Source organism: Thioalkalivibrio sp. ALMg9 (assembly GCF_000380625.1).
GTDB classification, from domain to species: domain Bacteria; phylum Pseudomonadota; class Gammaproteobacteria; order Ectothiorhodospirales; family Ectothiorhodospiraceae; genus Thioalkalivibrio; species Thioalkalivibrio versutus.
In genome coordinates, this window is record NZ_AQYC01000009.1 from 86,008 (window position 1) to 111,873 (window position 25,866).

The 25,866-nt window shown below is 67.7% G+C and carries 26 protein-coding genes; 13 read left to right on the top strand and 13 right to left on the bottom strand.

Going from position 1 to position 25,866, the window contains the following annotated elements:
- Positions 1-10: 10 nt before the first annotated feature.
- The 5 genes from ribBA to F792_RS0109575 all read left to right on the top strand — a co-directional run bounded on the left by ribBA (position 11) and on the right by F792_RS0109575 (position 3,813).
- Complete coding sequence (gene ribBA, locus F792_RS0109555) at positions 11-1,117, top strand: bifunctional 3,4-dihydroxy-2-butanone-4-phosphate synthase/GTP cyclohydrolase II (protein WP_018169399.1); 1,107 nt, start codon at positions 11-13, stop codon at positions 1,115-1,117.
- A 77-nt stretch (positions 1,118-1,194) separates the two neighbouring features.
- Positions 1,195-1,674, top strand: a complete 480-nt coding sequence (gene ribE, locus F792_RS0109560; RefSeq protein WP_018169400.1) for a 6,7-dimethyl-8-ribityllumazine synthase — start codon at positions 1,195-1,197, stop codon at positions 1,672-1,674.
- Between the two features lie 48 nt (positions 1,675-1,722).
- On the top strand, positions 1,723-2,259 hold the full coding sequence (gene nusB, locus F792_RS0109565) for a transcription antitermination factor NusB (protein ID WP_018169401.1): 537 nt from the start codon (positions 1,723-1,725) through the stop codon (positions 2,257-2,259).
- 25 nt (positions 2,260-2,284) lie between these two features.
- Positions 2,285-3,277 carry a thiamine-phosphate kinase gene (gene thiL, locus F792_RS0109570; protein WP_018169402.1) on the top strand — a complete coding sequence of 331 codons (993 nt, stop codon included), beginning with the start codon at positions 2,285-2,287 and terminating at the stop codon, positions 3,275-3,277.
- A 14-nt stretch (positions 3,278-3,291) separates the two neighbouring features.
- Positions 3,292-3,813, top strand: a complete 522-nt coding sequence (locus tag F792_RS0109575; RefSeq protein WP_018169403.1) for a phosphatidylglycerophosphatase A — start codon at positions 3,292-3,294, stop codon at positions 3,811-3,813.
- Between the two features lie 467 nt (positions 3,814-4,280).
- Here F792_RS0109575 and codB read toward each other — a convergent pair whose 3' ends face one another.
- The 5 genes from codB to F792_RS0109600 form a co-directional block, all read right to left on the bottom strand.
- The gene (gene codB, locus F792_RS0109580; RefSeq protein WP_026305948.1) at positions 4,281-5,543 is read right to left on the bottom strand and encodes a cytosine permease; all 1,263 of its coding nucleotides are present in this window, start codon (positions 5,541-5,543) and stop codon (positions 4,281-4,283) included.
- A 234-nt stretch (positions 5,544-5,777) separates the two neighbouring features.
- The gene (locus F792_RS0109585) at positions 5,778-6,977 is read right to left on the bottom strand and encodes a hypothetical protein (RefSeq protein WP_156000327.1); all 1,200 of its coding nucleotides are present in this window, start codon (positions 6,975-6,977) and stop codon (positions 5,778-5,780) included.
- 174 nt (positions 6,978-7,151) lie between these two features.
- Positions 7,152-7,520: a hypothetical protein gene (locus tag F792_RS0109590; RefSeq protein ID WP_018169406.1), complete on the bottom strand. Its 369-nt coding sequence runs from the start codon at positions 7,518-7,520 to the stop codon at positions 7,152-7,154.
- 63 nt (positions 7,521-7,583) lie between these two features.
- Positions 7,584-10,142, bottom strand: a complete 2,559-nt coding sequence (locus F792_RS0109595; protein ID WP_156000329.1) for an outer membrane beta-barrel protein — start codon at positions 10,140-10,142, stop codon at positions 7,584-7,586.
- Positions 10,143-10,558: 416 nt separating this feature from the next.
- Positions 10,559-11,137, bottom strand: a complete 579-nt coding sequence (locus F792_RS0109600) for an NAD(P)H-dependent oxidoreductase (RefSeq protein ID WP_018169408.1) — start codon at positions 11,135-11,137, stop codon at positions 10,559-10,561.
- A 149-nt stretch (positions 11,138-11,286) separates the two neighbouring features.
- Here F792_RS0109600 and F792_RS0109605 point away from each other — a divergent pair, with 149 nt between their 5' ends.
- Together F792_RS0109605 and F792_RS0109610 are read left to right on the top strand one after the other, a co-directional pair.
- Positions 11,287-12,234 carry a sodium-dependent bicarbonate transport family permease gene (locus F792_RS0109605; RefSeq protein ID WP_018169409.1) on the top strand — a complete coding sequence of 316 codons (948 nt, stop codon included), beginning with the start codon at positions 11,287-11,289 and terminating at the stop codon, positions 12,232-12,234.
- Between the two features lie 4 nt (positions 12,235-12,238).
- Complete coding sequence (locus tag F792_RS0109610) at positions 12,239-12,529, top strand: hypothetical protein (RefSeq protein ID WP_018169410.1); 291 nt, start codon at positions 12,239-12,241, stop codon at positions 12,527-12,529.
- Positions 12,530-12,722: 193 nt separating this feature from the next.
- Here the strand turns inward: F792_RS0109610 and F792_RS0109615 are convergent, their stop codons facing one another.
- The 7 genes from F792_RS0109615 to dksA all read right to left on the bottom strand — a co-directional run bounded on the left by F792_RS0109615 (position 12,723) and on the right by dksA (position 19,770).
- On the bottom strand, positions 12,723-12,947 hold the full coding sequence (locus F792_RS0109615; RefSeq protein WP_018146094.1) for a hypothetical protein: 225 nt from the start codon (positions 12,945-12,947) through the stop codon (positions 12,723-12,725).
- A gap of 342 nt (positions 12,948-13,289) precedes the next feature.
- Positions 13,290-13,811 carry an RNA 2',3'-cyclic phosphodiesterase gene (gene thpR / locus F792_RS0109625; RefSeq protein ID WP_018169412.1) on the bottom strand — a complete coding sequence of 174 codons (522 nt, stop codon included), beginning with the start codon at positions 13,809-13,811 and terminating at the stop codon, positions 13,290-13,292.
- A gap of 4 nt (positions 13,812-13,815) precedes the next feature.
- Complete coding sequence (locus F792_RS0109630) at positions 13,816-15,177, bottom strand: sigma-54 dependent transcriptional regulator (protein ID WP_018169413.1); 1,362 nt, start codon at positions 15,175-15,177, stop codon at positions 13,816-13,818.
- Positions 15,174-18,101: an ATP-binding protein gene (locus tag F792_RS0109635; protein ID WP_018169414.1), complete on the bottom strand. Its 2,928-nt coding sequence runs from the start codon at positions 18,099-18,101 to the stop codon at positions 15,174-15,176. The genes F792_RS0109630 and F792_RS0109635 overlap by 4 nt, the downstream gene beginning before the upstream one ends.
- A complete protein-coding gene (locus F792_RS14920; RefSeq protein ID WP_018146090.1) occupies positions 18,091-18,264 on the bottom strand; it encodes a hypothetical protein in 174 nt (57 codons plus the stop codon). Before F792_RS14920 ends, F792_RS0109635 begins: the two co-directional genes overlap by 11 nt.
- A gap of 92 nt (positions 18,265-18,356) precedes the next feature.
- Positions 18,357-19,304, bottom strand: a complete 948-nt coding sequence (gene gluQRS, locus F792_RS0109645) for a tRNA glutamyl-Q(34) synthetase GluQRS (RefSeq protein WP_018169415.1) — start codon at positions 19,302-19,304, stop codon at positions 18,357-18,359.
- 13 nt (positions 19,305-19,317) lie between these two features.
- Positions 19,318-19,770 (bottom strand): RNA polymerase-binding protein DksA, encoded by a 453-nt coding sequence (gene dksA / locus F792_RS0109650; RefSeq protein ID WP_018146088.1) that lies wholly within the window; start codon positions 19,768-19,770, stop codon positions 19,318-19,320.
- Positions 19,771-19,938: 168 nt separating this feature from the next.
- Here dksA and F792_RS0109655 point away from each other — a divergent pair, with 168 nt between their 5' ends.
- The gene (locus F792_RS0109655; protein WP_018169416.1) at positions 19,939-20,709 is read left to right on the top strand and encodes an HAD family hydrolase; all 771 of its coding nucleotides are present in this window, start codon (positions 19,939-19,941) and stop codon (positions 20,707-20,709) included.
- A gap of 13 nt (positions 20,710-20,722) precedes the next feature.
- Here the strand turns inward: F792_RS0109655 and F792_RS0109660 are convergent, their stop codons facing one another.
- Positions 20,723-21,430: a MarC family protein gene (locus tag F792_RS0109660; protein ID WP_018169417.1), complete on the bottom strand. Its 708-nt coding sequence runs from the start codon at positions 21,428-21,430 to the stop codon at positions 20,723-20,725.
- Positions 21,431-21,727: 297 nt separating this feature from the next.
- On the opposite strand from F792_RS0109660, the gene cysM reads away from it, so the two are divergent.
- From cysM to F792_RS0109685, 5 genes are read left to right on the top strand one after another with little or no spacing between them, the layout of a single operon-like run.
- Positions 21,728-22,639 carry a cysteine synthase CysM gene (gene cysM, locus F792_RS0109665; RefSeq protein WP_018169418.1) on the top strand — a complete coding sequence of 304 codons (912 nt, stop codon included), beginning with the start codon at positions 21,728-21,730 and terminating at the stop codon, positions 22,637-22,639.
- Positions 22,636-23,442: a 3'-5' exonuclease gene (locus F792_RS0109670; RefSeq protein ID WP_018169419.1), complete on the top strand. Its 807-nt coding sequence runs from the start codon at positions 22,636-22,638 to the stop codon at positions 23,440-23,442. Before cysM ends, F792_RS0109670 begins: the two co-directional genes overlap by 4 nt.
- Positions 23,442-24,770, top strand: coding sequence for a 23S rRNA (uracil(1939)-C(5))-methyltransferase RlmD (gene rlmD, locus F792_RS0109675; RefSeq protein WP_018169420.1), 1,329 nt, complete (start codon positions 23,442-23,444; stop codon positions 24,768-24,770). The genes F792_RS0109670 and rlmD overlap by 1 nt, the downstream gene beginning before the upstream one ends.
- A gap of 27 nt (positions 24,771-24,797) precedes the next feature.
- Positions 24,798-25,436 carry a MotA/TolQ/ExbB proton channel family protein gene (locus F792_RS0109680; RefSeq protein WP_018169421.1) on the top strand — a complete coding sequence of 213 codons (639 nt, stop codon included), beginning with the start codon at positions 24,798-24,800 and terminating at the stop codon, positions 25,434-25,436.
- The gene (locus tag F792_RS0109685) at positions 25,433-25,861 is read left to right on the top strand and encodes a biopolymer transporter ExbD (protein ID WP_018650355.1); all 429 of its coding nucleotides are present in this window, start codon (positions 25,433-25,435) and stop codon (positions 25,859-25,861) included. Before F792_RS0109680 ends, F792_RS0109685 begins: the two co-directional genes overlap by 4 nt.
- Positions 25,862-25,866: the final 5 nt, after the last annotated feature.

The following is a 25,866-nucleotide window of genomic DNA, read 5'->3' on the forward strand; positions in this document are numbered from 1 at the left end:
GCAGGAACCTATGGAATTTTCCAATACCGAAACCATCCTGGAAGAGCTTCAGGCCGGACGCATGGTGGTCATCGTCGATGACGAGGATCGCGAGAACGAAGGCGATCTGCTGATGCTCGCCTCGCACGCGCGCCCGGAAGACATCAACTTCATGGCCAAGTACGGCCGGGGGCTGATCTGCCTGACGCTGACCCGCGAGCGCTGCAAGCAGCTGGCGCTGCCGTTGATGGTGACCGACACCAACGACGTGCACGGCACCAACTTCACGCTGTCGATCGAGGCGGCCGAGGGCGTGACCACCGGCATCTCCGCCTACGATCGCGCGCACACCATCCGCACCGCCGTGGCGCCCAATGCGACGCCCGAGGACATCGTCCAGCCGGGCCACGTGTTCCCGCTGATGGCGCAGCCGGGCGGGGTGATCGTGCGGGCCGGGCATACCGAAGCCGGCTGTGATCTCGCGCGCCTGGCCGGGGCCGAGCCGGCCGCGGTGATCGTCGAGATCCTGAACGAGGACGGCAGCATGGCGCGGCGTTCGGATCTCGAACGCTTCTGCGCCGAGCATGACCTGAAGATGGGCACCATCGAGGATCTGATCCGCTACCGCATCGAGAACGAGAAGACGGTCCGGCGGGTGTCCGAGCGTCCGTTCCCGACCGAGCATGGCGAGTTTCGCCTGCTGGCGTTCGAGGACGAAGTGGACCACGAACTGCATTTTGCCCTGGTGCGTGGCGAGCCAAAGCCGGACCAGGACACCCTGGTGCGCGTGCATCTGGAGAGCACGCTGTGCGATACCCTCGGGTATGCCGGTCCGGATCGTGGCTGGCCGCTGGATGATGCCCTACGCCGGATCGACGAGGCGGGCGCGGGTGTGGTGGTGGTGCTGCGCAAGCACGAGAGTGGCAACGCCCTGGCCCAGCGGCTGGAGAATATCGGTCAGCCCGCGCCGGAGGAACGCAGCGGGCGCGAGAACTCCGCCGAATGGCGCATGTACGGGATCGGCGCACAGATTCTCGCCGACTGCGGCGTCGGGCGCATGAAGCTGATGTCCGCGCCGAAGCGCTTCCACGGCCTCGGGGGTTTCGGCCTGGAGGTGGTGGACTACGTCCACGAGTAGACCGACGGCGGTGCTACACTAGCGCCATTCGAAAACGGGGCCCGCGGGTCCTTCATCAGCCCAACCGGAAGTTCATCATGTCCGAGATCAAGACCCTGGAAGGCGTATTCACCGACGCCGCCGACCACCGCTATGGCCTGCTGCTGGCGCGCTTCAACAGCCTGATCGTCGAACGCCTGCTGGAAGGGGCCGTGGATACCCTGAAGCGTCACGGGGTGCAGGAGACGAACCTGACCATCGCCCGTGTGCCGGGTGCCTATGAACTGCCGCTGGCGGCGCAGGCCATGGCGCGTTCCGGGCAGTACGATGGCGTGATCGCCCTGGGTTGCGTGATCCGTGGTTCGACGCCGCATTTCGATTACGTCGCGGGCGAGGCGGCCAAGGGTCTGGCGCAGGTGCAGATGGCGGAGGACCTGCCGATCAGCTTCGGCGTGCTGACCACCGACTCCATCGAGCAGGCGATCGAGCGCGCCGGCACCAAGGCCGGCAACAAGGGCGCCGATGCCGCCATGGGCGCGATCGAGATGGTCAGCCTGATGCGCCAGCTGCGCGGCTGATCCCGCACTGCCTACCCAGTGTTATCCGTCCACCCGAACAGGCTTGTCGTGACTGAACCCTCTGATCCCCGCCCCGAAGGTAGTGCCCCGCGCAAGGATGCCGATGCCGGCAAGTCCGCTCGGGCCCGGCGCCCGCGCAGCACGCCCGAGCAGCGGGCGCGGCATGCGCGTTCCTTCGCGCGCCGGCGCGCGATGCAGGCGCTTTATTCCTGGCAGATCACGGGCGCCCACCCGAAGGACATCCTGGCCGAGTTCCGCGACGATGAGGAACACGCCAAGGCGGATGCCGAGTACTTCCGTGAACTCCTGATCGGCGTGACCGGCGACCGCGAGGCCCTGGATGCCCGCATGGAGCCGTACCTCGGCCGCCCGCTGGATCAGCTCGATCCGGTGGAGCACGCCCTGCTGTGGTTGGGCCAATGGGAGTTGGCCGAACGCTTCGAGGTGCCCTACCGGGTGGTGATCAACGAGGCCGTCGATCTGGCCAAGCGCTATGGCGCCGAGCAGTCGCATCGCTACATCAACGGCGTGCTGGACCGGCTCTCCGCCGACCTGCGCGGCCCCGAGCGCTCCACCCCGCGCTGACCCCGGGCGGGTCAGCACCACGGCCATGGCCGGCCCCGATTCCGAATTCGATCTGATCCAGCGCTATTTCGGCACGCCGAGCGCGGGCGCGGTTGCCGATGGCGTGCGTCTGGGCATCGGAGACGATGCCGCCCTGCTGGCCGTGCGTAGCGGCCACGAATTGGTCGTCACCGTTGATACCCTGGTCGAGGGCACCCACTTCTTTCCTGATCACCCGCCGGCAAGCGCCGGCCACAAGGCCCTGGCCTCCAATCTCAGTGACCTGGCCGCGATGGGGGCCGAGCCGTTGGGCGCGGTGCTGTCGCTGACCCTGCCGCGTGTGGATCATGACTGGCTGGCGGGCTTCAGCCACGGCTTTCTGGCGCTGGCCGAGGAGGTCGGGATCCCGCTGGTGGGCGGGGATACCAACCGGGGTCCGCTGGCGATCAGCGTGACGGTCCTGGGCGAGGTGCCCGCCGGCCAGGCGCTGCGCCGCGAAGGTGCCCGGCCTGGCGATCGCCTGGTGGTTTCCGGTGCGCTGGGCGGAGCGGCCTGCGGTTTGGCCCACGAGACGCAGCGGCGTGCAGAGGGGAGTCCCGTAGACGCCTCGAGCCCCGCCTGCGCCAGGCTGTTCTGGCCCGCGGCGCGCCTGAGTCTGGGCCGTGGTCTGCGCAACCGCGCACGGGCCGCCATCGATATCTCCGACGGCCTGCTGGCGGACCTGGGCCATCTGTGTGCCGCCTCGGGTTGCGGTGCGCGAGTCGACTGGCCCAGCGTCCCGCGCGACCCGCTGCTGGCGGAGGTGTCCGAGCAGCAGGCTCGCTCCTGCGCACTGAGCGGTGGCGAGGACTACGAGCTGCTGTTCGCCCTCCCGCCGGGGGAGTCGCTGGACCTGCTCGCGTTCAGCGTGGACGTCCCGCTGACTGTGATCGGCGAGTGCACCGAGGGTGCGGAGGTGGTGGTGGAGGACGCAAACGGGCAACGGCTGGACGTGGCGCGGGCGGGCCACGATCATTTCGCGCACACAGAAAAAGAATAGGGACAGGGGGAGCCATGCCGGAGCAGAAGATCCGCAATCCAAAGATGCCGTCGGTAAGAACCGTGTTTGGCGACCCCATTCACCTGCTGGCGTTCGGCTTCGGCAGTGGCCTGTCGCGCTGGGCCCCGGGCACCACCGGCTCGCTGGGTGCACTGGTGCTGTACTTCGCGATCATGAATTTCCCGGAGTGGGCCTACCTTGCGATCACCGTGGTCGTGGTGATGGCCGGCTTCCACATCTGTGGCGAAAGTGCGCGCAAGCTGGGCGTGCACGATCATCCCGGCATCGTCTGGGACGAATGGGCCGGCATGCTCATCACGCTGGCGTTTGCCCCGGCGGGGCTGATGTGGGTGGTCGTCGGCTTCCTGCTGTTCCGGGTGTTCGACATCCTCAAGCCCTGGCCGGCGAACTACTTTGATGAAAAGTGGCACGACGGCCACGGGATCATGATGGACGACGTCGTGGCGGGCCTGTACGCGGGGTTCGCGCTGGTGATCCTGGGTGGGCTGTTCCAACAGCTGGTGGTCGAGGCTTAGGGAGACGCTGAACCGTGTTTCCCTGGACGTGATGGACTTGGCAGAGTCACAGGCTGCCGGGAACCATGGGTACGCGCGGACGCCTCAGGGGCAGGCAACGACGCAAGGAGTGAGTGGCATGAAGTCCCTCTTTCGTTCCCTGACGCAGGTTGCGGTCATGGGCGCCGTTCTGGCGTTCGGTGGCGCGCAGGCTCAGCCGTCGGGCGGGCCGCCGCCCGGGTCTCCGGGCGCCAGTGGCGACACGCCCGCGGCGGGCAATGGGCCGCCCGGGCATGGTGGGACCCCGCCGGGGCAGCGCCGCGGCGACTCGCGCCCCGATCAGCGCCTGGATCTCCCGCGGGCGCCCGGTTCATCCTCGGCGCCGACTCCGGACGATCCGCCGCTGCCGGACCCGTCCGACCCTCCGAAACCGCCGACGCCACCGGCACCGAACCTGCCAGGGCTTTGATCAGGCTTTAATCCGCACTTCAATCCGCACTTCCCTGGCGCGGGCGCCACGCGGCGGGTGAGGCGGGAGCCATCAGGAGGGCATAGGCAGCCGTTGCCACGATGACGCCCAGCAGAGGAGGTACCACGGGTGCGTAGTACGCCGCGGCGGATCCCGCCGCGTACGCCAGCAGGCCGGGCCAGTGGAACCCTGGCAGGCGGGCGGAGCCCAGGCGGGGGTATCGCCCGCGATGGCGCAGCCAGAAGTCGGCGACGATTACGCCACCGAGCGGCGGGATGAAGGTCCCCAGCAGGATCAGGAACGGCACCAGATAGTCATGCATCCCGGCGACCGCGAGGGCCGTCCCGATCGCGGCCCCGAGCACGGTGACCAGCCGCCGGCGCTGGGTGCGCAGCAGATTGCAGCCGGCCACGCCGAAGTTGTAGATGGTGTTGTCCTGGGTGCTCCAGATGTTCAGCAGCAGCATCAGTACCGTGATCGTCACGAAGCCCTGCGCCAGCATGACGTGGACGATGTCGGCCTCGTGGTAGATCAGGGCGCCGAGCGCGCCGGTCAGGACCATTAGTCCGTTTCCCAGCACAAAGGCCGCCAGGGTCGCGATGACCGCAATGCGCGGGGTGCGGGCGAAGCGGGTCCAGTTGGTGGCGAGGGTTGCACCGCCAACAAAGGTGCCGATCACGATGGTGAGGGCGGCGTGGAAATCCATCTCGGTGCGCGGGTCCTGACCAAGCAAGCCCCCGGGGCCGCCGGCGTCGCCGATCCCGATGAATAGCGTGAACAGGATGAACAGGAGCATGACCGGTACCGCGACGCGGGAAAGCCAGTCGAGACCGCGATAGCCGATCATCGCGGTGATGCAGAAGGCGAACCCGAACAGCACCATCAGCCCGACTTCCATTGGTTCCGGCAGTGCGGTGGTCTCGACCAGGATGATCGCGACGGTGGCCGTGCCCCAGGCGTACCAGCCGATCTGGGTGAACGCGAGGATGACGTCGGAGAGTTTGCTGCCCCATTCCCCGAAGCAGAAACGCCCCATCAGGACCGTGTGCAGTCCGCTCTTGCAGCCGATGTAGGCGAGCGTGGCCGCGTAGGTCCCCAGTAGCAGGTTGCCCAGTGCGATCACCAGCATCAGCTCGCCGAAGCTGAAGGCCAGGCCCAGCGACCCGCCGGCCCACAGGGTCGAGGTAAAGAAGGTGAACCCGAACAGCACCACGGCCATGGACCAGAAGCCCTTGCGGGCATGGTCCGGTACTTCGCTCAGGGGGTGGTCGTTGTGATGCACGCGCACGGCCGGTCGGAAGACCGCCCGAGTGTACCGGCCTAGGGGCTACATTGCCCCGCCAACGCGTGGATACCTATCGTTCAGGCGGAGGCGTGTGTCTCGCAGGCGGTTCGGGTTGTGATCAATGACCAAGACGAGGGCAAGGTGGGCCTCGGAAAAACGGGGCGCATATTTGCAGATGCGCCCCGTTTGAGGCATCCCGAGCGAGGCGGGATGGGGTTAGTTAGCGCGGGGTCAGAACTCCAGGCCGAAGTCGTGGACGAACTGGATCACGCGCACGGCGTCGGTCACGTTCTGGGTGAAGGTGTCGATCCCGACCCCGTTGTCCTCGATGATCGGGACCTCGTCCCAATTGATCGATTCCAGCAGGTTCACGATCGTCGGGATGTAGACGTCGTTGTCCGCGTCGTAGACCAGGATGGTGACATCGTGGTCGAAGCGGGTCTCGCGGTCGTAGGTGGTGTCGGCGACGAGCGCCTGCAGCTCGTCGAACACCCCGAGGAAGGTCGAGATGCTGACCACCTGGTCCACGCTGATGGCGCTGGTCTTGTCGGCGCCGGCGGCAAAGGCCGATGCGGCCAGGGTGCCGAGCACGTCCGGGGCGACCTTCAGGGTCAGGTCGTAGGGCGTGCCGTGGTCGATCCCGCTGACCGAGACCACGTAGAAGCCGTCGACGGGATCGCTGGCCGAGGCCACAAGCAGGGCCTGATACAGCGCCAGGTTCTGCAACGGGGAGTCGATGTAGCCGCCGGTGATCTGGTCGTAGAGGCGACCGCTTTCGTCGGTCCACTCGAAGATGTTGTCAGCGGTAATTTCCATGCCGTCGACTGCGGTCAGCAGGGAGGTCAGCTGGGCCTCCAGCACCCGCGAGGGCGAACGCGAGACGTTCAGGCGGCCCATCTCGACCTCGAGCACCTGATCGGCGTACTCGGCGGGCACCTCGCCGTCCTCGGTCAGCTGGATGACCTCCGTGCAGGCCACGTCGAGACAGGGCTGGACATGCCCGTTTTCATCCAGGATGGCGACCCCGTTGTCATCCCGCAGGACGACCATCAGGTCGCCGAACAGGTCACCCCGGCGGGTATCGCTGCCCGCGCGCCCCATGCCGCCCGGGTCAACGGTGCGGTCGCGGCCGGCCCAGTCGGGGCGGTCGGAGTCGTCCTCGCCGTCGTCATGGGTAGGGGTGAACAGACCGCGCCGCGGCCCGCGCAGGACCTCGTCGGCCAGCGGCGAGTCGGAACGCCCGCGACTGGGCGAATCGGCCCGCTGCCCGCCGGCCGGACGCCCCTGCAGGCCCTGCAGTCCCTGGCCGCCGGCGGCTCCGCCCTGACCGCCGCCGTGCTGCTGGGCGTGGGCGGCACCGATCACGGGGCCGTTTGCCGGAGACAGCAGCAGGGCGCCGCCGCCAATGGCGAGCGCGACGCCCGCGATCAAGACTTTGCTTGTGAACTTCCGATGATCAACACGCATTGCAATACCCTCCTGTAAGGGTCAGTCGGTCTTGCCCATCCTCTGGTGTCAGGGATCGAGGCAGTGTCCTGGGGGTTACCAAGCTGGGCCCGGTTTTCTGGAGTTTTCGTCCGGGATCTGTCGTGGGTGTGGTCGCGTTCAATGGGGGCGGTCGTGGGGCTCGTCGTCATCATGGCCATCGTCATGGCCGTCGTCGTGGCCGCCCCGGTCCGGGTCATAGCCCCGGCGGTGGCCGCGGAAGACCTCGTCCACCAGCGGGCTGTCGGAATGTCCGGAGGCGCCGGATCCATGGCCTCCGGTTGCACCCTTGTGCTGACCCACGCCGTCGTAGCCGATGCCGCGGCCGGGACCGGTGCGGCTGTCGTGGCCACCGGAGTGGCTGTCGCCGTTGGCGAGGGCCGTACCGATCAGGCCGGGGGTCGTGGCTGTTGTTGCCAGCAGCCCGAGGGTGCCGGCAAGCATGCCTGCCAGCAGCCATCGGCGCGTCAGGCGGGGTGTGCGGTTCATGATGTTTCTCCCTGGCACCTCGGGGTGCCGTTTTCCCTGGCAAACGCTGATCAGCGTGTTTGCCTAGAAGCGGTAGCCGATTCCGATCTGGAAGGTCGCTTCGTCGTGGTCAAAGGTCTCGTGGGCCGAGTCACTGGTACTGGTGGAATAGCCGATTCGGTACGAGTCGTAATCGGTGTGGCTGTAGTCCAGGCGCACGAACAGGTTCTTGCTGGCGGGCATCTCGAGGCCGAAACCGGTGCGCAGGCCGGACAGGGTGCGGCGGTCGCGGATGTCCACACCCTCGCCGGCGAACTGGTAGTCGGTGTCGAACTTGCTGCGCACGTGACCCACACGGGCGTACAGCAGCGCGCCGTCGAGGAGGTAGCCGACCCGCACGCCGGCGCCGAGGCCGGTGCCACGCTCCGCTGAATAGTTGCGCCGGTTCGGGTCGCGCGCGCTCTCCCAGGCGGCTTCCGACTGTTCGGCCTCCAGTTCGACCCCCAGGTACAACGGCGACGAACCGATGCGGCGTCCATAGCCGGCAAACACGCCGCCCTGCACACCGTCATCGGCCCGGTCGGCGCGCAGCGTGCCGCTGCCGTCCTGGCCACGGTCCTCGCCGCGGTTGTCGGTATGCAGCCAGCTGGCGCCGCCCTGTGCCCCGATATACGGCCCGTCGAAGGCATCGTCGGGAACGGCCGCGATGGCCGGCGCGCTGGCGTCGTGGAAGCGGTAGCCGACCCCCAGGCGCAGGGTCGATTCGCGGTTCTCGAAACGGTCCGAACGGTCGTTGTTGTCCTCGGCGTCGTAGCCGTGGTAGCCGGTGTAGCTCCATTCCATGCGACCGAACCAGCGCGGATTGAACGCGACCTCGGCGCCCGTGCCGAGGCGCACGCCCCGCTGCGTGTCATGCTCATGCACGAGTGTGCCCCCGTGCCGGTAGTCGGTGGTGAATTCGGTGAAGGCGAGCCCGGCCCGGCCATACAGCATGGCCGTCGGGTTCAGCGAGTAGCCCAGGCGGGCCGAGCCGGCTAGGCTGGTGCCGCGCTCGACGGAGAAGACGCGCGAGCCGTCGGAGCGAGCGTGATCCCAGCCGCCGTTGCCCTCGTCGAGCTCCGCTTCCAGGGCCAACTGCCAGCGATCCTGGTTCCAGGCATACCCGAGGAATCCACCGCCCACCGCGGTCAGGTCACCAAAGCCGGCCCTCAGGCGCCCGTCACCGGTGGCCGGGCCGCGGGGCCCGTCGACGTCCGAGCTGAGCAGCGAGGGGCCGGCCTGGAGCCCGGCATAGAACCCGTCGCCGGGGTTGTTCGGGCCCAGAGGGATGATGGGCCGGCCGACCAGCTCGGCCTCGAGGCCGATATAGCTGATGCCTTGTTCGTAGTTCGCGTCGGGGTCGGTGGAGTCGCGGCGCTGGAAGCTGTGTCCGGCGGTCAGGCTCAGGTGGCGATTCAGGCGGTAGTCGAGGGAGATCCCGGCGCCGGTCACGTGGTCGCGGCGTTCGCTTTGCTGAAAATCGTTGCGGCTCCAGTACGCGGGTACCGAGGCCGTCAGCCTCGGGGTGATGCGGTGGTCCACGGTGACCGTCGCCACGTTGTCGATCGATCCCGGGGAACCGAAAACGGTCGTCTCGCCAATGGAACGGTCGGCCTGCAGGTCGATGCTTGTACGCGGTGTCAGACTGGCATCGATGCGGGCTCCGGCGTCCCAGGTCGAGATGCGGTCAAAGCGCGGATCGTCGTAGGACTGCTGCATGTGCCCGGCAAAGAACTCGGCATAGCCGGCTGCACCGATGTCGCGCGTCATGCCGAAGGCGACCGCGCTTCCGTCGCTGCTGCGTTCGTAGCCGAAGCGGTCGATGTCGTCGCGGTAGCGTCGCCAGTCCAGGGTGCCCTGGGCGAACGGTTGCCAGGTGGCCTCGCCTAGCCGGGTCCAGCGGCCACCCAGTTCATACTGGGTTCGGTCGCGGTCACTGTTGTCCAGTGAACCGCCGCTTTCCAGCGGGACCGAGTCGAAGTCAAGCTCGCGCACCGTCACACCGAGTCGCAGGGCGGACTGGTCGAAGCCGAGGGCCACCCCGCCGACCCCCTGGTGCTCGCGATAGGTGGTCGGTTCGAGCGCGGCACCGGGAAGATCCACTGACGCGCGTTCTTCGTGGAGTCGCCGGGAGGTGAGGGACCCGAACAGGTTGTCGCCGTCTTCGAGGTCGTAGCGGCCCTGGAGCCGGACGGAATAGTCGGTGTAATCCTCGTCGCGGTAACCGGAATGGCGTGCGGTCTCGGCGCTGGCGGCAAAGGCCAGTGCATGGCGGTCCCAGGCCGTAACGAGTGTGAGCCAGGGTGTGAATGCCGTGATGCCGGCGGATTCGGTCGAGCCGGGCGTGGCGTAGATGTTGTCGTCATGCGACCGCGACAGGCCAAAGCCCATGTTGAAGCGATAGGGGCGCTCGCTGCTATCCGCTTGCCCCGGTGTGGTCGCTTCTGGTGTGTCTTGGGCAAGCGCGGAGGTCCACGCGGCGGCCACCAGTGCGAGCAGGGTACCGGTGTACAACGCGGTACGGGCAATGTGGTGGCTCGGGTGGCGACCTGGAACGCCCTTGGAGGGACCCGGTGCCGGATCCTGCTCGCTATATGGACACACTATGATGACTCCCCCCTGGGGTGACGGCGTTCTTCCGCACGCTTCGTATATGCGTTTCTTCGCTTATAGCGCTATTCCCGGGTGGGAAAATCCCGCTCGTTACGGGATCGTGATTTCTTGGTGTGCTGGGATAAGTTTCTGTTTTGGAGTTGGGAATGAGCGGGGGTTCGTCGGGACCCGGGTCCGTGCCCGGCCGTGGCACATTGCGAGCGACCGGGGGACGTCTCCGTGCATTCTTCGAGGCGTGGGCAGGGTCGGGGAGCCGGTGGGATGGTGTTCTGGAGTCGTGATGTGCATCCGATAACCCGGGCACCGGCTTGCGCAGGAACAAGATGTTGTCGGGCGGAAGGGTCGGACCGGTTCTCGGGGAAAGACGGCGACCGGAATGCGCGTGACCAGGGGCCGGTGTCCGTCGGTTATTTCCCCTGGCGGCCGAGTTCGCGCAGGTGGTGGAGCCAGCGCTCGCGGGAGGCGGCGTCACCGCCGTTCTGCCCGATCAGGGTGTGGCGGATCGGGCCGAAGCCGCAGAAGCGGAAGATGTTGCGTTCCAGGCTCTTCAGGCTGTGGGCCCCATAGAACCAGCGGTAGGCCAGCGCCGGCATGCCCATGGTGACCACGATGCGGACCGAGCGGCCCTTGAGGCGCGTGTGGCGCAGGCGGTTCATGTCGCCATCGCCGACGAATGCCGGGCGCAGGGTCTGTTCCAGGAAGCCCTTGACCAGGGCCGGCATATCGCCCAGCCATAGGGGATAGATCAGGACGATGTGGTGGGCGACCTCGATCAGTTCCTGCGCCTCGAGGATCGCGGGCGGAACGGTCTCGTCGACAAACTCGGCCTGGTTCTTCAGCAGTGGAAAGTCGCGGTGGGCAATCGTCAGGGTGTCCACCGCGACGCCGGCCTTCTCGGCCCCTTCGCGGTAGGCATCGGCCAGCGCGTGGTCGAGGTGGCCTTCGGCCGGGTCGGGGTGTCCCTGAAGGATAAGGATGCGCGTCATGCAGCTGTCCTCGTGCCGGGAAGACTTCTCTTCAAGCCTAGATTAGATGACGGGGCTTGTTGCCACGCAATGGTTTTCTGCCGGGCGGGTCTCGCCTACGATTAGGGTGCGAGTTGCAGCGCATTGCGGCTTCAGCACACGGAGGCGAGATGGCATTCGATCCGGTTGTACTGTTCTTCCTGCTGGGCGCCATTGCGGGCCTCGCCAAGTCGGATCTGAAGATCCCGATGGCGATCTACGAGGCGCTTTCGATCTATCTGTTGCTGGCGATTGGCCTGATGGGCGGGGTCAAGCTGGCCGAGAGCGAGCTGTTGCCCTTGCTGCTGCCGGGGTTGGCGGTGCTGGCGGTAGGTTCGTTGATCCCGCTGATCGCGTTCCCGGTTCTGCGCTGGGTGGGGCGCATGCCGCGGGCGGACTCGGCCTCGATCGCGGCGCACTATGGCTCGGTCTCGGTGGTGACCTTCTCGGTCGCCGTGGCCCTGCTGGCTTCGCGCGGGATCGATTACGAGGGCCACATGGTGGTCTTCCTGGTGCTGCTGGAGATGCCGGCCCTGATCATCGGCATCCTGCTGGCGCGCATGGGCAGCAAGGGCCCGACGCGCTGGGGCAAGACCATGCACGAAGTGTTTTTCGGCAAGAGTATCTTCCTGCTGGCCGGCGGCCTGGTGATCGGTTTCATCGCGGGTCCCGTGCACATCGAGCCGCTGGAGCCGATGTTCTTCGACCTGTTCAAGGGCGTGCTTGCGCTGTTCCTGCTGGAGATGGGGCTGGTCGCCTCCAGTCGCATCGCCGACGTGCGCCAGTACGGCTTCTTCCTGGTGACCTTCGCGATTGTGATGCCGATTGTCTCGGCCGTGCTGGGTACGCTGCTGGGGTATGCGCTGGGCATGTCGATGGGCGGTACGCTGTTGCTGGCGACCCTCTATGCGAGTGCCTCCTACATCGCCGCACCGGCGGCCATGCGTATCGCGGTGCCCCAGGCCAATCCGGCGCTTTCGATTGGGGCCTCGCTGGGGGTCACGTTCCCGTTCAATATCTTCCTGGGTGTGCCGCTCTATTTCTGGATGGCCCAGACCCTTTATTCGCTGGGAGGCTAGCGCGATGGAATCCGATGACATGCATCTGCTGACGGTGGTGGCCGAGGCGATCCTGGAGGAGATGCTGATCGACGAGGTGCGCGGCATGGGTGCGGCCGGCTACACGGTGACTGACGCGCGCGGCTGGGGCCGGCATGGCAAGCGCCGGGGCAACTGGCGCCAGGGTGGCAATATCAAGGTCGAGGTGGTGGCTTCGGCCGAGTTGTGCGATCGCATCGCAGCCCGGTTCAAGGAACAGTACGAGGCGGACTATGGTTTGTTGATGTTCACCGTCCCGGTGGCGTTGAAGAATTAGGGACGCACCGGGTCCGGGGAATCGAGTTTCCATGGAGTGAAGTGTTTCGCGGAATTTCCGGGAACTCGACTGTCACCCTTGGGGGGCGCGGGGTCTGGCTGCTATCAAGGGGGCCTGAATGAACGGCGTTACAGCCCGCAGGAGGCTCCCAATGACGAGATTTCGTAGCACGGCCCTGGCCATCGCGCTGGGTTCACTGTTTGCCGCCGGTTCGGCATACGCGCAGGCCCCGCAACATGGGGACCCACAGGGCGGAATGGGCCAGGGTATGCCGCCCGCCGAACAGGGTGCCCCGCCGGCCGGTGGTCAGCAGGTCCCGGGCCAGGGCGGCATGCCGCGCGGCCAGGGTCAGGAGCGTGGGCAGGGCATGCCTCAGGGGCAGCCGCCGGAGCAGCCCGGCCAGCGCAGGCAGGGGCAACAAGCTCCCGGGCAGATGGAGCGCGGTGGCCAGCCGGCACCTGGGCAAAGCGGAGCGCCGACTCCGCCCCAGGGACAGGGCCAACCGCGTCAGGGACAGGGTCAACCTCAAGGACAGGGGCAGCCCCAGGATGCGCCCCCGTTGGGACAGCAGCGCCAGCCCCGGGGCGAGGATGCACCGCCGCTGGGCGAGGGAACACCGACGCGACCGGGTACCGGAACCCAGCCAGCCGATCCGGCAGACCCCGCCCAGCCAGCCGACCCTTCGGCAACGGATAACCTTCCGCCTCTCGATTGATCCGACTCTCGCGGCCGCCGCTGGCCTGCCGCGCGGGCGGGCTGGTCAGGTCCGGGCGAGGATGCGGTAGGGCCCGGGATGGCCGTCTTTTCCCGACTCGATCAGCGCAATCGTGTCCGCCAGCCAGCGCAGGGGCGGTTCGATGCGTTCGGTGTCGGGTGGCGCGGCGTGGCGTCGCAGGGACACGTGGGGTCGGAAGGGGCGCGGCGGGCCGAGGTCGATACCGCAGTCGTTGCACAGGGCATGTGCCTGCTCGGCGAGGTCGGCCAGTGCGGCGGGCGGCTCGGCAGGAGCGGCCCAGGTGATGCGCGGCCCGGTAAAGTGACCCAGATGGTCCAGGGTCAGGTCGATCGGCGCGCAGGCGAGTTCCGTGATGCGCCCGGCCAGACAGTCGGCCTGTCCGACCGGGATCGTTCCGGCGAAGGCCAGCGTCAGGTGCAGGTGATCGCGCGGGACCGGTCGGCCGGGGCCGTCGAGTTCCTGGCCGAGGCGGGCTAGTGTGGCGCGTGTGGGGTCGTCGGGCCACAGGGCCAGAAAGACCCGCCGGGCTGCGGGGGATGCGGCCACCGATTCAGCCGCGCGGGCGGGGGAGATTCTCACGCTGACGGCGTTCCCACAGGGTCTTGCGGCTGATGCCGAGGGCCCGGGCCAGCTCGGTCTCGGTCATGCTGCCCTGGTTTTCCTGCACGAAGTGCCGGAAATACTCGTTCAGGCTCGAGCCCTTGCCCTTGCGGGTCGGAAACGCGGGGTTGGGGATCTCGTCGTCCCGGGCCGGGGTGCCCGTCGAGAGTCCCATGTGGTCCGCTTCGATGCAGCCATCCGGGCTCAGTACCCACCCGCGTTCCAGGGCGTTCGCCAGCTCGCGCACGTTGCCGGGCCAATCTTGCGACTCCAGGGCCTGGCGTGCCGCGTGTGACAGTTGTGGCACTGGCCCCGAACCGGCCAGTGCCTCGAGGAAATGCCGTGCCAGGGGGATGATGTCCTCGCGCCGTTCGCGCAGGGGCGGGATGGACAATTCCAGGACCCGCAGGCGGTAGTAGAGATCGGCACGAAAGGCCTGTTCCTCGATCATGGCCTCGAGGTCGCGGTGGGTGGCCGCCAGCAGGCGTACATCCACCTTCAGGTTCTCGTTGGACCCGACCGGGCGGAGCTCGCCATCCTGCAGGACCCGTAGCAGGCGGGCCTGGGCCGCGGGTGCCAGTTCGCCGATCTCGTCCAGGAACAGCGTGCCGCCGTGCGCGCTCTGGATCAGGCCGGTGCGCGCCTTGACCGCACCGGTGTAGGCACCCTGGGCGTGACCGAACAGCTCGGCCTCGACCAGACCCTCGGGGATGGTGGCGCAGTTGACCGCGACGAACGGGCCGCTGGCGCGCGGGCTCAGCTCGTGCAGGGCGCGCGCGGCGAGCTCCTTGCCGGTACCGGACTCGCCGCGCAACAGTACGGTGGAATGGGTCATGGCCACGCGCCGGATCTGATCACGCAGCTGCTGCATGGCCGCGCTGTCGCCGACCAGGCCCAGCCCGGGGCGGGGAGACGCATTGCTACCCGCCTCGGCCGTTTCCGGGGCGGGGCGGTCGCGCTCGGCGCGTGCGCGCAGCGCGGCACGCAGGGTCAGCAGCAGGGCGTCGTGATCGAAGGGCTTGGCGATGTAGTCGGCGGCCCCTTCCTTCATCGCGTTGACCGCCGAGGGGACCGATGCGTAGCTGGTCATGATGACCGTGGGCGTGCGGGTGAACTCCGGCAGCAGCTCGATGCCCTCGCCATCCGGCAGGCGCAGATCCACCAGTTGCAGATCGTAGGGATCGGCGGCTGCGAGCGCCCGCGCCTCGGCCAAGTTTTCGGCCACGCCGACCTCGAAGCCGTGATGCTCCAGGAACCGCCGCACGGCGCGGCGGATCGGGGCTTCGTCGTCAACGAGCAGGATGCGGGTCATGAGTCGTCGCGTGGCAGAGTCAGCAGGAATCGAGCACCGCCCTCGGGGCGGTTGGCGGCCATCAGGGTACCACCGTGGTCGCGCACGATGCTGTAGGCCACTGGCAGCCCCAGGCCGGTGCCCTGGCCGGCCGGCTTGGTGGTAAAGAACGGCTCGAATAGCCGTTCCAGGCTGGATTCGTCGATTCCGGGGCCAGCGTCGTCGATGGTGATCTGGACATGCCGTCCGTGGAGTCGGGCCGCGATGGTGACGGTGGCGTCCTCGGGCGAGGCCTGCTCGGCGTTGGTCAGCAGGTTGATGAACACCTGCAACAGCGTGGCATGCGAGCCGCGGACGTGCAGCCCCGCGAGACCCGAGGTCGTGAACTGCAGGTCGTTGCGCCCGGCCAGGCGCATCAGGCGGATGGCCTCGGCCACGAGATCGTCCAGCGCGATGGTCTCGAAGTGTCCGGCCGAGGGGCCCTCGTCGGCATGGGCGAAGGTGATCAGCGACTGCACGATGGCGTTGATGCGTCGGGTCTGGGCCAGGATGTCGTCGGCGATGCCGTGGATCTCCTGCGGGTCGTCCTCCAGGGGCAGGGTCTGCGCCAGGGAGGCGATACCGGTCAGTGGATTGCCGATCTCGTGCGCGACCCCGGCGGCAAACCGGCCGATGGAGGCCAGGCGATCGCCGTGGGCGATCTCGGACTCGAGCTGGGCGCGTTCGGTCACGTCCTCGATCAGGACCACGCGGCCTTCCACCTGACCCTGGGCATCCTGCAGTTCGGAGCGGTGCAGGTTCAGGCGGCGGTTGCCGGCAGGCAGGTCCACGTTCAGTTTGTACCACTGGCGGTCCGGGCTCTCCAGGAAGGCGGTCAGCAGGCCGCTCCACGGACTGTCGAGCTGACCGATGTTCTGACCCACGGCGTCTTCCGTGGCGACCTGCGTGAGCTGCGCCAGGGCCTGGTTCCAGCCGGTGATCTCGCCGGTATTGGTAAGGCTGGCTACCCCCAGCGGGAGCTCGTGCAGGATCTGGCGATGAAAGCGGCGCAGGGCGTCCAGCTCGGCCGCCAGGCCGGACAGCGGCAAGGGGCGGGTCTCCAGCTGTTCCTCGATCCGCCGCAGGCTTTCGCTCAGGGTGTGGCGCCCGGCGGCATCCAGGCGCAGGTGCTGGTCGACGATCATGCGAGCCAGTACCGGCCCCAGCAGGCCGGAGAGATTGCGCTCGATGCGCTCGCGGAGGTGGCGCAGATCGCCGCGCGACCGCGTATGGCGTGGCAGGCCGAGATCATCCAGGGCGCGCTGGACCTCGTGGCGCGCGGTGCCCGGGCCCAGGGTGGCCGCCAGCGCGGTCTCCATCTCGGTGACGTCGCCCGCCAGCGGCAGGCCCGCGCCGGGGGCGGTGGATTCGTTGGGGCAGCAGGCCCGGCCGGCCTCGGCCTCCTCGGGGTTGGGCCGGGTCAGCAGCGAGCCGACGACGAACAGGACCGCGTTGACGCCCAGGCTCAGCATCAGCGCAAAGGTCCACGGGTCCAGCATCTCCGCGTGCAAGAGGCGTTGCGGGTCGGGCAGGGCGGTCGCGATCCCGGCATCCGACAGCAAAGGCATGACGAGGGTGAACGCCCAGCCGGCAATCCCGGCTCCTAGGCCCAAGAGAAATCCGACCCGGGTCGCCTGTTTCCACAGCATCAGGCCGATCAGGCCCGGCAGAAGTTGCGCCACCGCAGCAAACGAGATCAGCCCCAGCTGCGCCAGGCCCTCGACGACCTGCAGCAGGCCGTAGAAGGCATAGCCGAGCCCGATGATGAACACGATCCAGATGCGCCGCCCCCAAAGCAGGCGGGTGTAGAGGTTGGCGCTGCGCTCCTCTTCGTGCAGTCGGGTCAGTGGCGAGAGGTAGTTGGTGCCCATATGGGCGAGCGCCAGGGTGGTCACGATCATCATCGCGCTGGCGGCGGACAACCCACCGATGAAGACCAGCAGGGCGAGGCTGGGCGACTCCAGCAGCCCGGCGATGCCGATGGCGTAATAGTTGGGCGAGATGCCAAGCCCGGCTGCCTCCCCGGCCCAGTAGAGCACCGGCATCGGCAGGTTCAGCAGCAGCAGGAATGCGGGGAACGCCCAGGCCGCGGTGTTCAGTGCCTGCGGGTTGATGTTCTCGGTGAACAGCATGTGGAACTGGCGTGGCAGCAGGAAGGCGGCCGCGAAGGCCAGGATCATCATCGCGAACCAGCCGCCCTGGCGCACCGGCTCGTACAGCGCATCGACCGCCTCGGGATGGGCGGCCAGCCAGTCGTTCAGCCCGCCGAGGCCGCCGAACACGGCGTACAGCGCCACGGCGGCAATCACGAGGATGGCGAGCAGCTTGACGATGGACTCGAAGGCGATGGCCAGCACCAGACCGGCGTGCTTTTCGCGCGGGGCGATGTGGCGGGCGCCGAACAGGATCGCGAACAGCGCGATGGTGCCGCTGAAGGTCAGGGCGAGCAGATGCGGCGGGGTCTCCGCGGTCAGCACGGCGGCGGACTCGGCCACGGCCTTGATCTGTAGCGCGATGTACGGGAGTACCCCGGCGAGCATGAACAGGGCGACCACGGGCCCGGTGAAGCGGCTGCGGTAGCGAAAGGCGAACAGGTCGGCCAGCGAGGTCAGCTGCTGCTCGCGGGTCAGGCGCAGGAGGGGGCGCAGCAGCCAGGGGGTGGCGGCGAAGGCCAGGGTCACGCCGAGGTAGATGGTCAGGTACAGGTAGCCCTGGTCGGCGAGGAAACCAAGGTTGCCGTAGAAGGTCCAGGACGTTGCGTATACCCCCAGCGACAGACTGAACACCCAGCCATTGGCCGCCAGTCGGCCTACTCGGGGGACGCGGTCGGCCAGGAACGCTATGCCGAATAGCAGGGCGAGGTAGGCCACCCCGACCGCGTAGATCAGACCCAGGCTAAGGGTCACGGCGCCCGCTCCGGCTCAGTGCCGCGATGGCTACGACGAACAGCGCCCAGGCCGTGAAGGGCCACCACCAGGCAGGACTCAGGTAGGCAACCCAGAGGACCAGCGGGCTCAGAAACAGCAATGCGCCCAGCAGGGCGATCAGGATGGCGCGAGGGGCGTCCATCGTCAGCCGCTCGCAAGCACCTTGCGGTGCGCGGGCGAGCGATCCTGCGGGGCCGTCCGGGTTGGCGCGCGGGTGGAGAGCATGCGGCGAGTCTACACCGCGCGCGCGGCCCCGGGCAGTGCCGCCGGCAATGGCAGGTGGTCGCCGAGGGTGTGTCCCTGCAGGCGCTCCAGGGCTTCGGCCAGCTGGGCCTCCGGTGCGTCGGGTGCCTGGGCGTCGCCCGGGGCCAGGCCGATCACCGTCAGGGTGTCGGCCAGCTGCCGCCGGGCGGTATCCGCGTGGATGCCCTCGGCTCCGGTGGCCTTGGCCAGCTTGTCGCCGCCGGGCGCGACAAGGACCGGGTGGTGGGCATAGGCCGGTGGGGTGGCGCCCAGCGCCTCGTAGAGTTGCATCTGGCGCGGGGTGGAGCCGAGCAGGTCGATCCCGCGCACCACGCGGGTTACGCCCAGGTCCAGGTCGTCCACCACGGTGGCGAGCTGGTAGGCGACGATGCCATCCGCACGGCGGATCACGAAGTCGCTTCCGAGTGCCTCCAGATCGAAGGCGACCGTACCCAGAAAGCGATCCGCGATCGTCCAGTAGCGAGTGGTCGCCCGGGCACGCACGGCCCGTGGCTCGCGTTCGGGCGGCAGGCCGTGGCGACAGGTCCCTGGATAGATCGGCCCTTCCCAGCCCGGCCGCCCGCGCGCGGCCAGGTCCTTGCGGGTACAGCCGCAGGGGAAAGCCAGGTGCGACGTCAACAGGGTGTCCAGGGCGCGCTGATAGGCGGGACCGCGTTGGCTTTGCCAGGTGACGGGGCCATCCCAGACCAGGGCGAAGGCCTCGAGGGCATGGAAAATGGCATCGGCCGCCCCCGGGCGAACCCGGGGGGCGTCGATATCGTCGATTCGCAGATGCCAGCGGCCGTCGGTACTCCGGGCATCGAGCCAGGAGATGACGGCGGCCAGCAGGGAGCCCGCGTGCAGCGGGCCGGAAGGGGTAGGGGCAAACCGGCCGACATAGCGGTCGGCCCGGGTAATCCGTTCGGGCGTGACCGTCACGGCCCGGCCGGGATCAGGCGCGCTGCTTTTCCTTGATCTCGTCGAGCTGCTTGCAGTCGATGCACATGGTGGCCGTCGGGCGGGCCTCCAGGCGGCGAATGCCGATCTCCACGCCGCAGGTCTCGCAGTAGCCGTAATCGTGGGTGTCGATCTTGCGCAACGCCTCGTTGATCTTCTTCGACAGCTTGCGTTCGCGGTCGCGGGAGCGCAGTTCCAGGCCGAACTCCTCTTCCTGGGTGGCGCGGTCGGCCGGATCGGCAAAGTTGGACGCGTCCTGGCGCATGTGCCCCACGGTGCGATCGACTTCCTCGGCCAGCTCCTGGCGCCATGCCCGCAGCAGGCTGCGGAAATGCTCGAGCTGATCCGGATTCATGTAATCTTCGTCCGGCTTCGGCTCGTAGGGCGCAATGCCCCCGGCGACCATGTGCTGGGTGGAGGGCTTGTCGGTCTTTTCGTCAGCAGCCATGCGGGCTTTCTCCGGCTGGAAAAATGAGGCGCACTTAGTACCAGAGTCGGGCGGGCCGGGCAAGTCCCGTGCCATGACTGTTGGTGCCTGGTCTCGGCTGGATGCCGGGAATGTGCCGGCTCGCGGCCGGTTTTTCAGCGAGATACGGGAAAAGGCGGAAATAACGGGATGACGGAATTGCAGGCGCTGATTTTCGATGTGGACGGCACATTGGCGGACACTGAACGCGACGGTCATCGCGTCGCCTTCAACAAGGCGTTCGCGGATGCGGGCCTGGACTGGGACTGGAGCATCGCGCGCTACGGCGAGTTGCTGCGCGTGACCGGCGGCAAGGAACGCATCCGCCAGTACCTGTCCGAGGACCATCCCGAGGTCCTGAACGAGCCGGGGATCGATGCGCGTATTCGCGAGCTGCATGCGGCCAAGACGCGGCACTACGTGGCCCTGCTTGAGACCGGCGCGATCCCGCTGCGGCCGGGGGTGCGCCGGTTGCTGGACGAAGCGGAGGCCGAGGGTCTGCGCCTGGCGATCGCCACGACCACCACACCCGAGAACGTCACGGCCCTGCTGGAGGCCACGCTCGGAAGCGAGGGCCCGTACCGCTTCGAGGTGATCTCCGCCGGCGACATCGTGCCGGCCAAGAAGCCGGCTCCGGATATCTTTACCCATGCACTGGAGGCGATGAACTTGCCGGCGGAGGCCTGTCTGGCCCTGGAGGACTCCGACAACGGCGTGCGTTCCGCCCGCGGGGCGGGGCTGGAGGTCGTGGTCACGACGAACGACTACACCCGCGAGCAGGCGTTTGATGGCGCCTTGGCCGTGCTGGATGGGTTCGGTGAGGCGGATCAGCCCGCGACGGTCCTGGCCGGTCCGGCACTGGAAGGCTCGGTGGTGGATATCGCGACCCTGCGCGCCTGGGTCTCCGGGGCGAAGGGATAGCCGGCGCGCCGGCTCAATCGTTTTCGCGCGGCGGCAGGCGCGGGTCCTCGATCTCGGTCCCGTCGAGCATCTGGGTATCCAGCAGGAAGCCGACGGCGGCGTCGCTGACCCCGTTGATCACGAACTGCACGGCCAGGACCGCGAGAATCAGACCGAACACCTTGGTCAGGATGTCCTTGCCGGTATCCCCGAGGAATTTCACCAGATAGCGCGAATGGACCATCGCGTAGTAGCACGCGACCATGCAGGCCAGCACCGCCAGGAACACGAGGACCAGGTGATAGATGGTGGGGGCCTCGCTGGTCAGGATCATGACCGTCGCAATCGCCCCGGGCCCGCTCATGAACGGGATGGCTAGCGGGATGACCGAGATGTCCTCGGTCACCTGCCCCTTGTCGGCCTTCACCTCCTCGGCGGTCTCGCGCTCGCTGGCCGCCTTCTGCCGGATCATGCCGATCGCGATGCCGAACAGGATGATGCCGCCGGCGATACGGAACGCCGCCAGCGTGATCCCGAAAAGCTGGAAGATCACCCCGCCCAGCAGGGCAAAGGCGAACAGCAGGGCCGTGGCGACCTTGACCGAGCGCAGGGCGGTGGAGCGGCGCTTCTCCTCGGAGGCGCGCGGCAGCATTGCGGTGAAGATGAACGCGGTCGTCAGTGGATTCACGATGACGAACACCGCGAGGAAAGTGACGATCAGGTATTCGAGCAATACGAGCATGGCTCTAGCTTAGGCAGAATGCCGTACCTTTGCGATGTGCAGCGTGGAGTCGCCACTGACATTGTTGCGAGCACCGTCATTGCAAGGCCCCGCAGGGGCCGTGGCACAAAGGCGCGAAGCGCGTTGAACGGCCACAGGCTGGCCTGAACGGCGAGCGTAGCGAGTAATCTCTGGAATGCCGCACGCCGTCGGAATCCGGTGATTTCAGAGGGGGATCGCCACGTCGCGGTGTTCCACGCGATGACGGGGCGAGCATGCATGGGCATGGATCGGGTCCGATCGTTATACTCTGCGCGCATGAAGAAACGCCTGCACCCGGAATCCTTCCCGACCCTCGAGCACTTCGTCGGCAATACGCCGCTGGTGCGCCTGCAGCGCATGGCGGCGGATCTGCCGTCCACCGTGCTGGTCAAGCTCGAGGGCAACAACCCCGCCGGTTCGGTCAAGGACCGGCCCGCGCTGAACATGATCCAGGCGGCCGAGCGCCGCGGCGACATCCAGCCCGGCGATACCCTGATCGAGGCGACCAGCGGCAACACCGGCATCGCGCTGGCGATGGTCGCGGCGATGAAGGGCTATCGCATGATCCTGGTGATGCCGGACAACATGTCGGCCGAGCGCCGCGCCTCGATGAAGGCCTTCGGCGCCGAGCTGGTGCTGGTCTCGCGCGAGGAGAGCATGGAGGGCGCGCGTGACCTGGCGGACCGCATGGAGGCCGAGGGCAAGGGCCGGGTGCTGAATCAGTTCGGCAACCCCGACAACCCGGATGCGCATTACATCGGCACCGGGCCGGAGATCTGGCGCGACACCGAGGGCACGGTGACCCACTTCGTCTCCGCGATGGGGACTACCGGCACCATCATGGGCGTGTCGCGCTATCTCAAGGAGCGCGATCCGGAGGTGCAGATCGTCGGCGTGCAGCCGGCCGAGGGGGCGTCCATCCCCGGCATCCGGCGCTGGCCGGAGGCCTATCTGCCGACCATCTTCGAGGCCTCGCGGGTGGACCAGACCGTGGACGTGACCCAGGAGGAGGCCGAGGAGACCATGCACCGGCTGGCGAGTGAAGAAGGCATCTTCGCCGGGGTCTCCTCCGGTGGTTCGGTGGCCGCGGCGTTGAAGCTGGCGGCGCAGACCGAGGGTGGGACCTTCGTCGCGATCATCTGTGACCGCGGCGACCGCTACATCTCCACCGGCGTGTTCCCCGCATGAGTGCCCCGGTCCTGATCTTCGATCTCGAGACGGTCCCGGACATCGAGGGCGCGCGCCGTCTGCACGACTTCGAGGGGCTCGCCGATCACGAGGTCGCCGAGGCGATGTTCGCGCTGCGCCGTGCCCAGACCGGCTCCGAGTTCCTCAAGCATCCGTTGCATCGCATCGTGTCGATCGGCGTGCTCTATCAGGGCGGCGATGCGCTGAAGCTCTCCGCCTTCGGCCGCGAGGGCGAGGACGGCCAGACGCCCTCCGAGGCCGAACTGCTGCGGCAGTTCTTTGACGTGATCGACAAGCGCACGCCACAGCTCGTTAGCTGGAACGGCGGCGGCTTCGACCTCCCGGTGCTGCATTACCGCGCGCTGGTCAACGGCGTGCAGGCCCCGCGCTACTGGGAGCAGGGCAACGACGATCGCGAGTTTCGCTATAACAACTACCTGTCGCGCTTCCACTGGCGCCATGTGGATCTGATGGACGTGCTGGCGGGCTTCCAGGGCCGCGCGGTCACCAGCCTCGACATGATGGCCAGCCTGCTCGGCTTCCCCGGCAAGCTGGGTATGGATGGCTCGAAGGTCTGGCCGGCCTGGCGCGACGGGCGTCAGGCCGAGATCCACGACTACGTCGAGCACGACGTGCTGAACACCTACCTGGTCTGGCTGCGCTTCGAATACATGCGCGGCAACCTGACCGACGCCGCCCTGGCCAGCCGGCAACAGCAACTGGCCGAGTACCTGGAGGGCAGTGGTGCGGCGCACCACCGTGAATTCCTCGACGCCTGGCAGCCTGCCGGGACCGACACCTGATGGCACGCATCGACAAGACCCCGTTCGAGGCCCGGATTGAGGAGGTCACCCTGGACGGCCAGGGCGTGATCCGTCGCGAGGGCAAGGCCTGCTTCATCCACGGCGTGCTGAAGGGCGAGCGCGTGATGGCGGTGCAGACCGGGCGCAAGCGCCGTTTTGATACGGCCGAGGTGGTCGACGTGCTGGAGCCGGCCGCGGGCCGGGTCGAGCCGCCCTGCGAATTCTTTGGCCTGTGCGGTGGCTGCAAGCTGCAGCACGCCTCGGTCGAGACCCAGCGTGAAATCAAGGAACAGGCCCTGTTCGACGCGCTGGAACGCATCGGCCACGTGACGCCGGAGGCGCGCTTCGAGCCGCTGACCGCCGACACCCTGGGTTATCGCCGCACTGCGCGGCTGGGCGCCAAGCACGTGCCGAAGAAGGGCGGGGTGCTGGTCGGCTTTCGCGAGCGCGGCAGCCCGTATCTCGCCCAGATGACCCACTGCGAGGTGCTGCACCCGGCAGTGGGTGGGCGTATCCAGGCGCTGCGCGAATTGATGGACGGGCTGGAGGCGCGCGATCGCCTGCCGCAGATCGAGGTCGCGGTGGATGACGACGAGCGCGTGGCGTTGATCTTCCGCAACCTTGATCCGCTGTCCGAGGCGGATACTGAGCGCCTGTCCGCCTGGGCCGAGGCCGAGGGCATCCAGGTGTATCTGCAGCCGGGCGGGGCGGACACGGTGGAGCCGCTGGCCGGGCCGATCGAGCCGCTGATCTACCGCCATCCGGACTACGGCGTGTCGGTGCCCTTCATGCCGACCGATTTCATCCAGGTGCACGCGCAGATCAACCGCAAGATGGTGCCGCAGGCCCTGGAGGCGCTGGACCTGCAACCGGGGCACCGCGTGCTGGACCTGTTCTGCGGGCTGGGCAACTTTACCCTGCCGCTGGCACGGACCGTGACCGAGGGCGAAGTGGTCGGCGTCGAGGTGGACGACGCGATGCTGGCGCGGGCGCGTGCGAATGCCCGTGACCAGGGCATCGCCAATACCCGCTACGAGCGCGCAGACCTGGACGATGTCGAGGCGTTGAAGAGCGCCGCCTGGTTGCGCGAGGACTTCGACCGGGTGCTGCTGGACCCGCCGCGTACCGGCGCGGCCGCGGTGATCGAGGCCCTGGCGCCGCAGCGGATCGAACGCCTGGTCTATGTGTCCTGCAACCCGGCGACGCTCGCCCGTGACGCCGAGCGCCTGGTGCATCATCATGGCTATCGCCTGGAGCGGGCCGGGATCATGGACATGTTCCCGCACACTGCGCACGTGGAATCCATGGCCGTGTTCCGGCGCGCCTGACGCGCTTCGATACTTTAGGGGAATTGCATGCTGGAGATCGTACAAGCGGGTGGGTGGCTGATGCTGCCGATCCTGCTGTGTTCTGTACTGGCCGTGGCCATCGTGCTGGAGCGGCTGTGGACGTTGCGCCGCTCGCGGGTCGTGCCGCCGCGCCTGCTGACCTCGGTGTGGGAACAGATGCGCACGCAGGGACTCAAGCTGGACGATATCCAGCGTCTGCGTGCGGGTTCCCCGCTGGGCGCGATCCTGGCCGCGGGTCTCGCGACCCATGACCGCGCCCGCCAGATCACCCAGGAGAGCATCGAAGAGGCTGGCCGCCGCGTGGCCCACGAGCTCGAGCGCTACATGAACACGCTGGGCACGATCTCGATGATTACCCCGTTGCTGGGCCTGCTGGGCACCGTGGTCGGGATGATCGAGGTGTTCACCGTGATCACCGAGATCGGCGTCGGCAGCCCGCGCGATCTGGCCGGTGGCATCTCGCAGGCCCTGATTACCACCGCGACCGGGATCGGCGTGGCCATCCCCGCGCTGGCCTTTCATCGCTACTTCCGTGGCCACATTGACGAACTGGTGCTGGAGATGGAGCAGGAGGCCACCAAGCTGGTCGAGGTGATCCATGGCGAACGCGAGGCCGGTGCGGTCGAGGGCGGGGCCAAGGCGTGAACTTCCGTACGCCAAGCCGGCAGGAAGAGCCCGGCGTCAATCTGACGCCGTTGATCGATGTGGTGTTCCTGCTGCTCATCTTCTTCATGGTCTCCACTACGTTCGATCAGCACGCGGATATCGAGCTGACCCTGCCCTCGGCCGACCGCGAGGCCGAGGCCGTGGAGCGCGCGTGGATCGACATCATCGTGGACGCGAACGGCAACTACTTCATCAACGGCCAGGAACTGATCAACCGCCGCGCCGAGACCCTGGAGCGTGTGCTCTCAGAGGCCCGCGAGGGCCGCGAGGACGACCCGGTGCTGATCCGCGCGGACGCCAATGCCACCCACCAGTCGGTGGTGCGCGCGCTGGATGTCGTCGGCCGCCTGGGTATCACCTCGGTCTCCATCGCCACCCTGGGTGACGCCGCCGATGACGACTGAGGCGT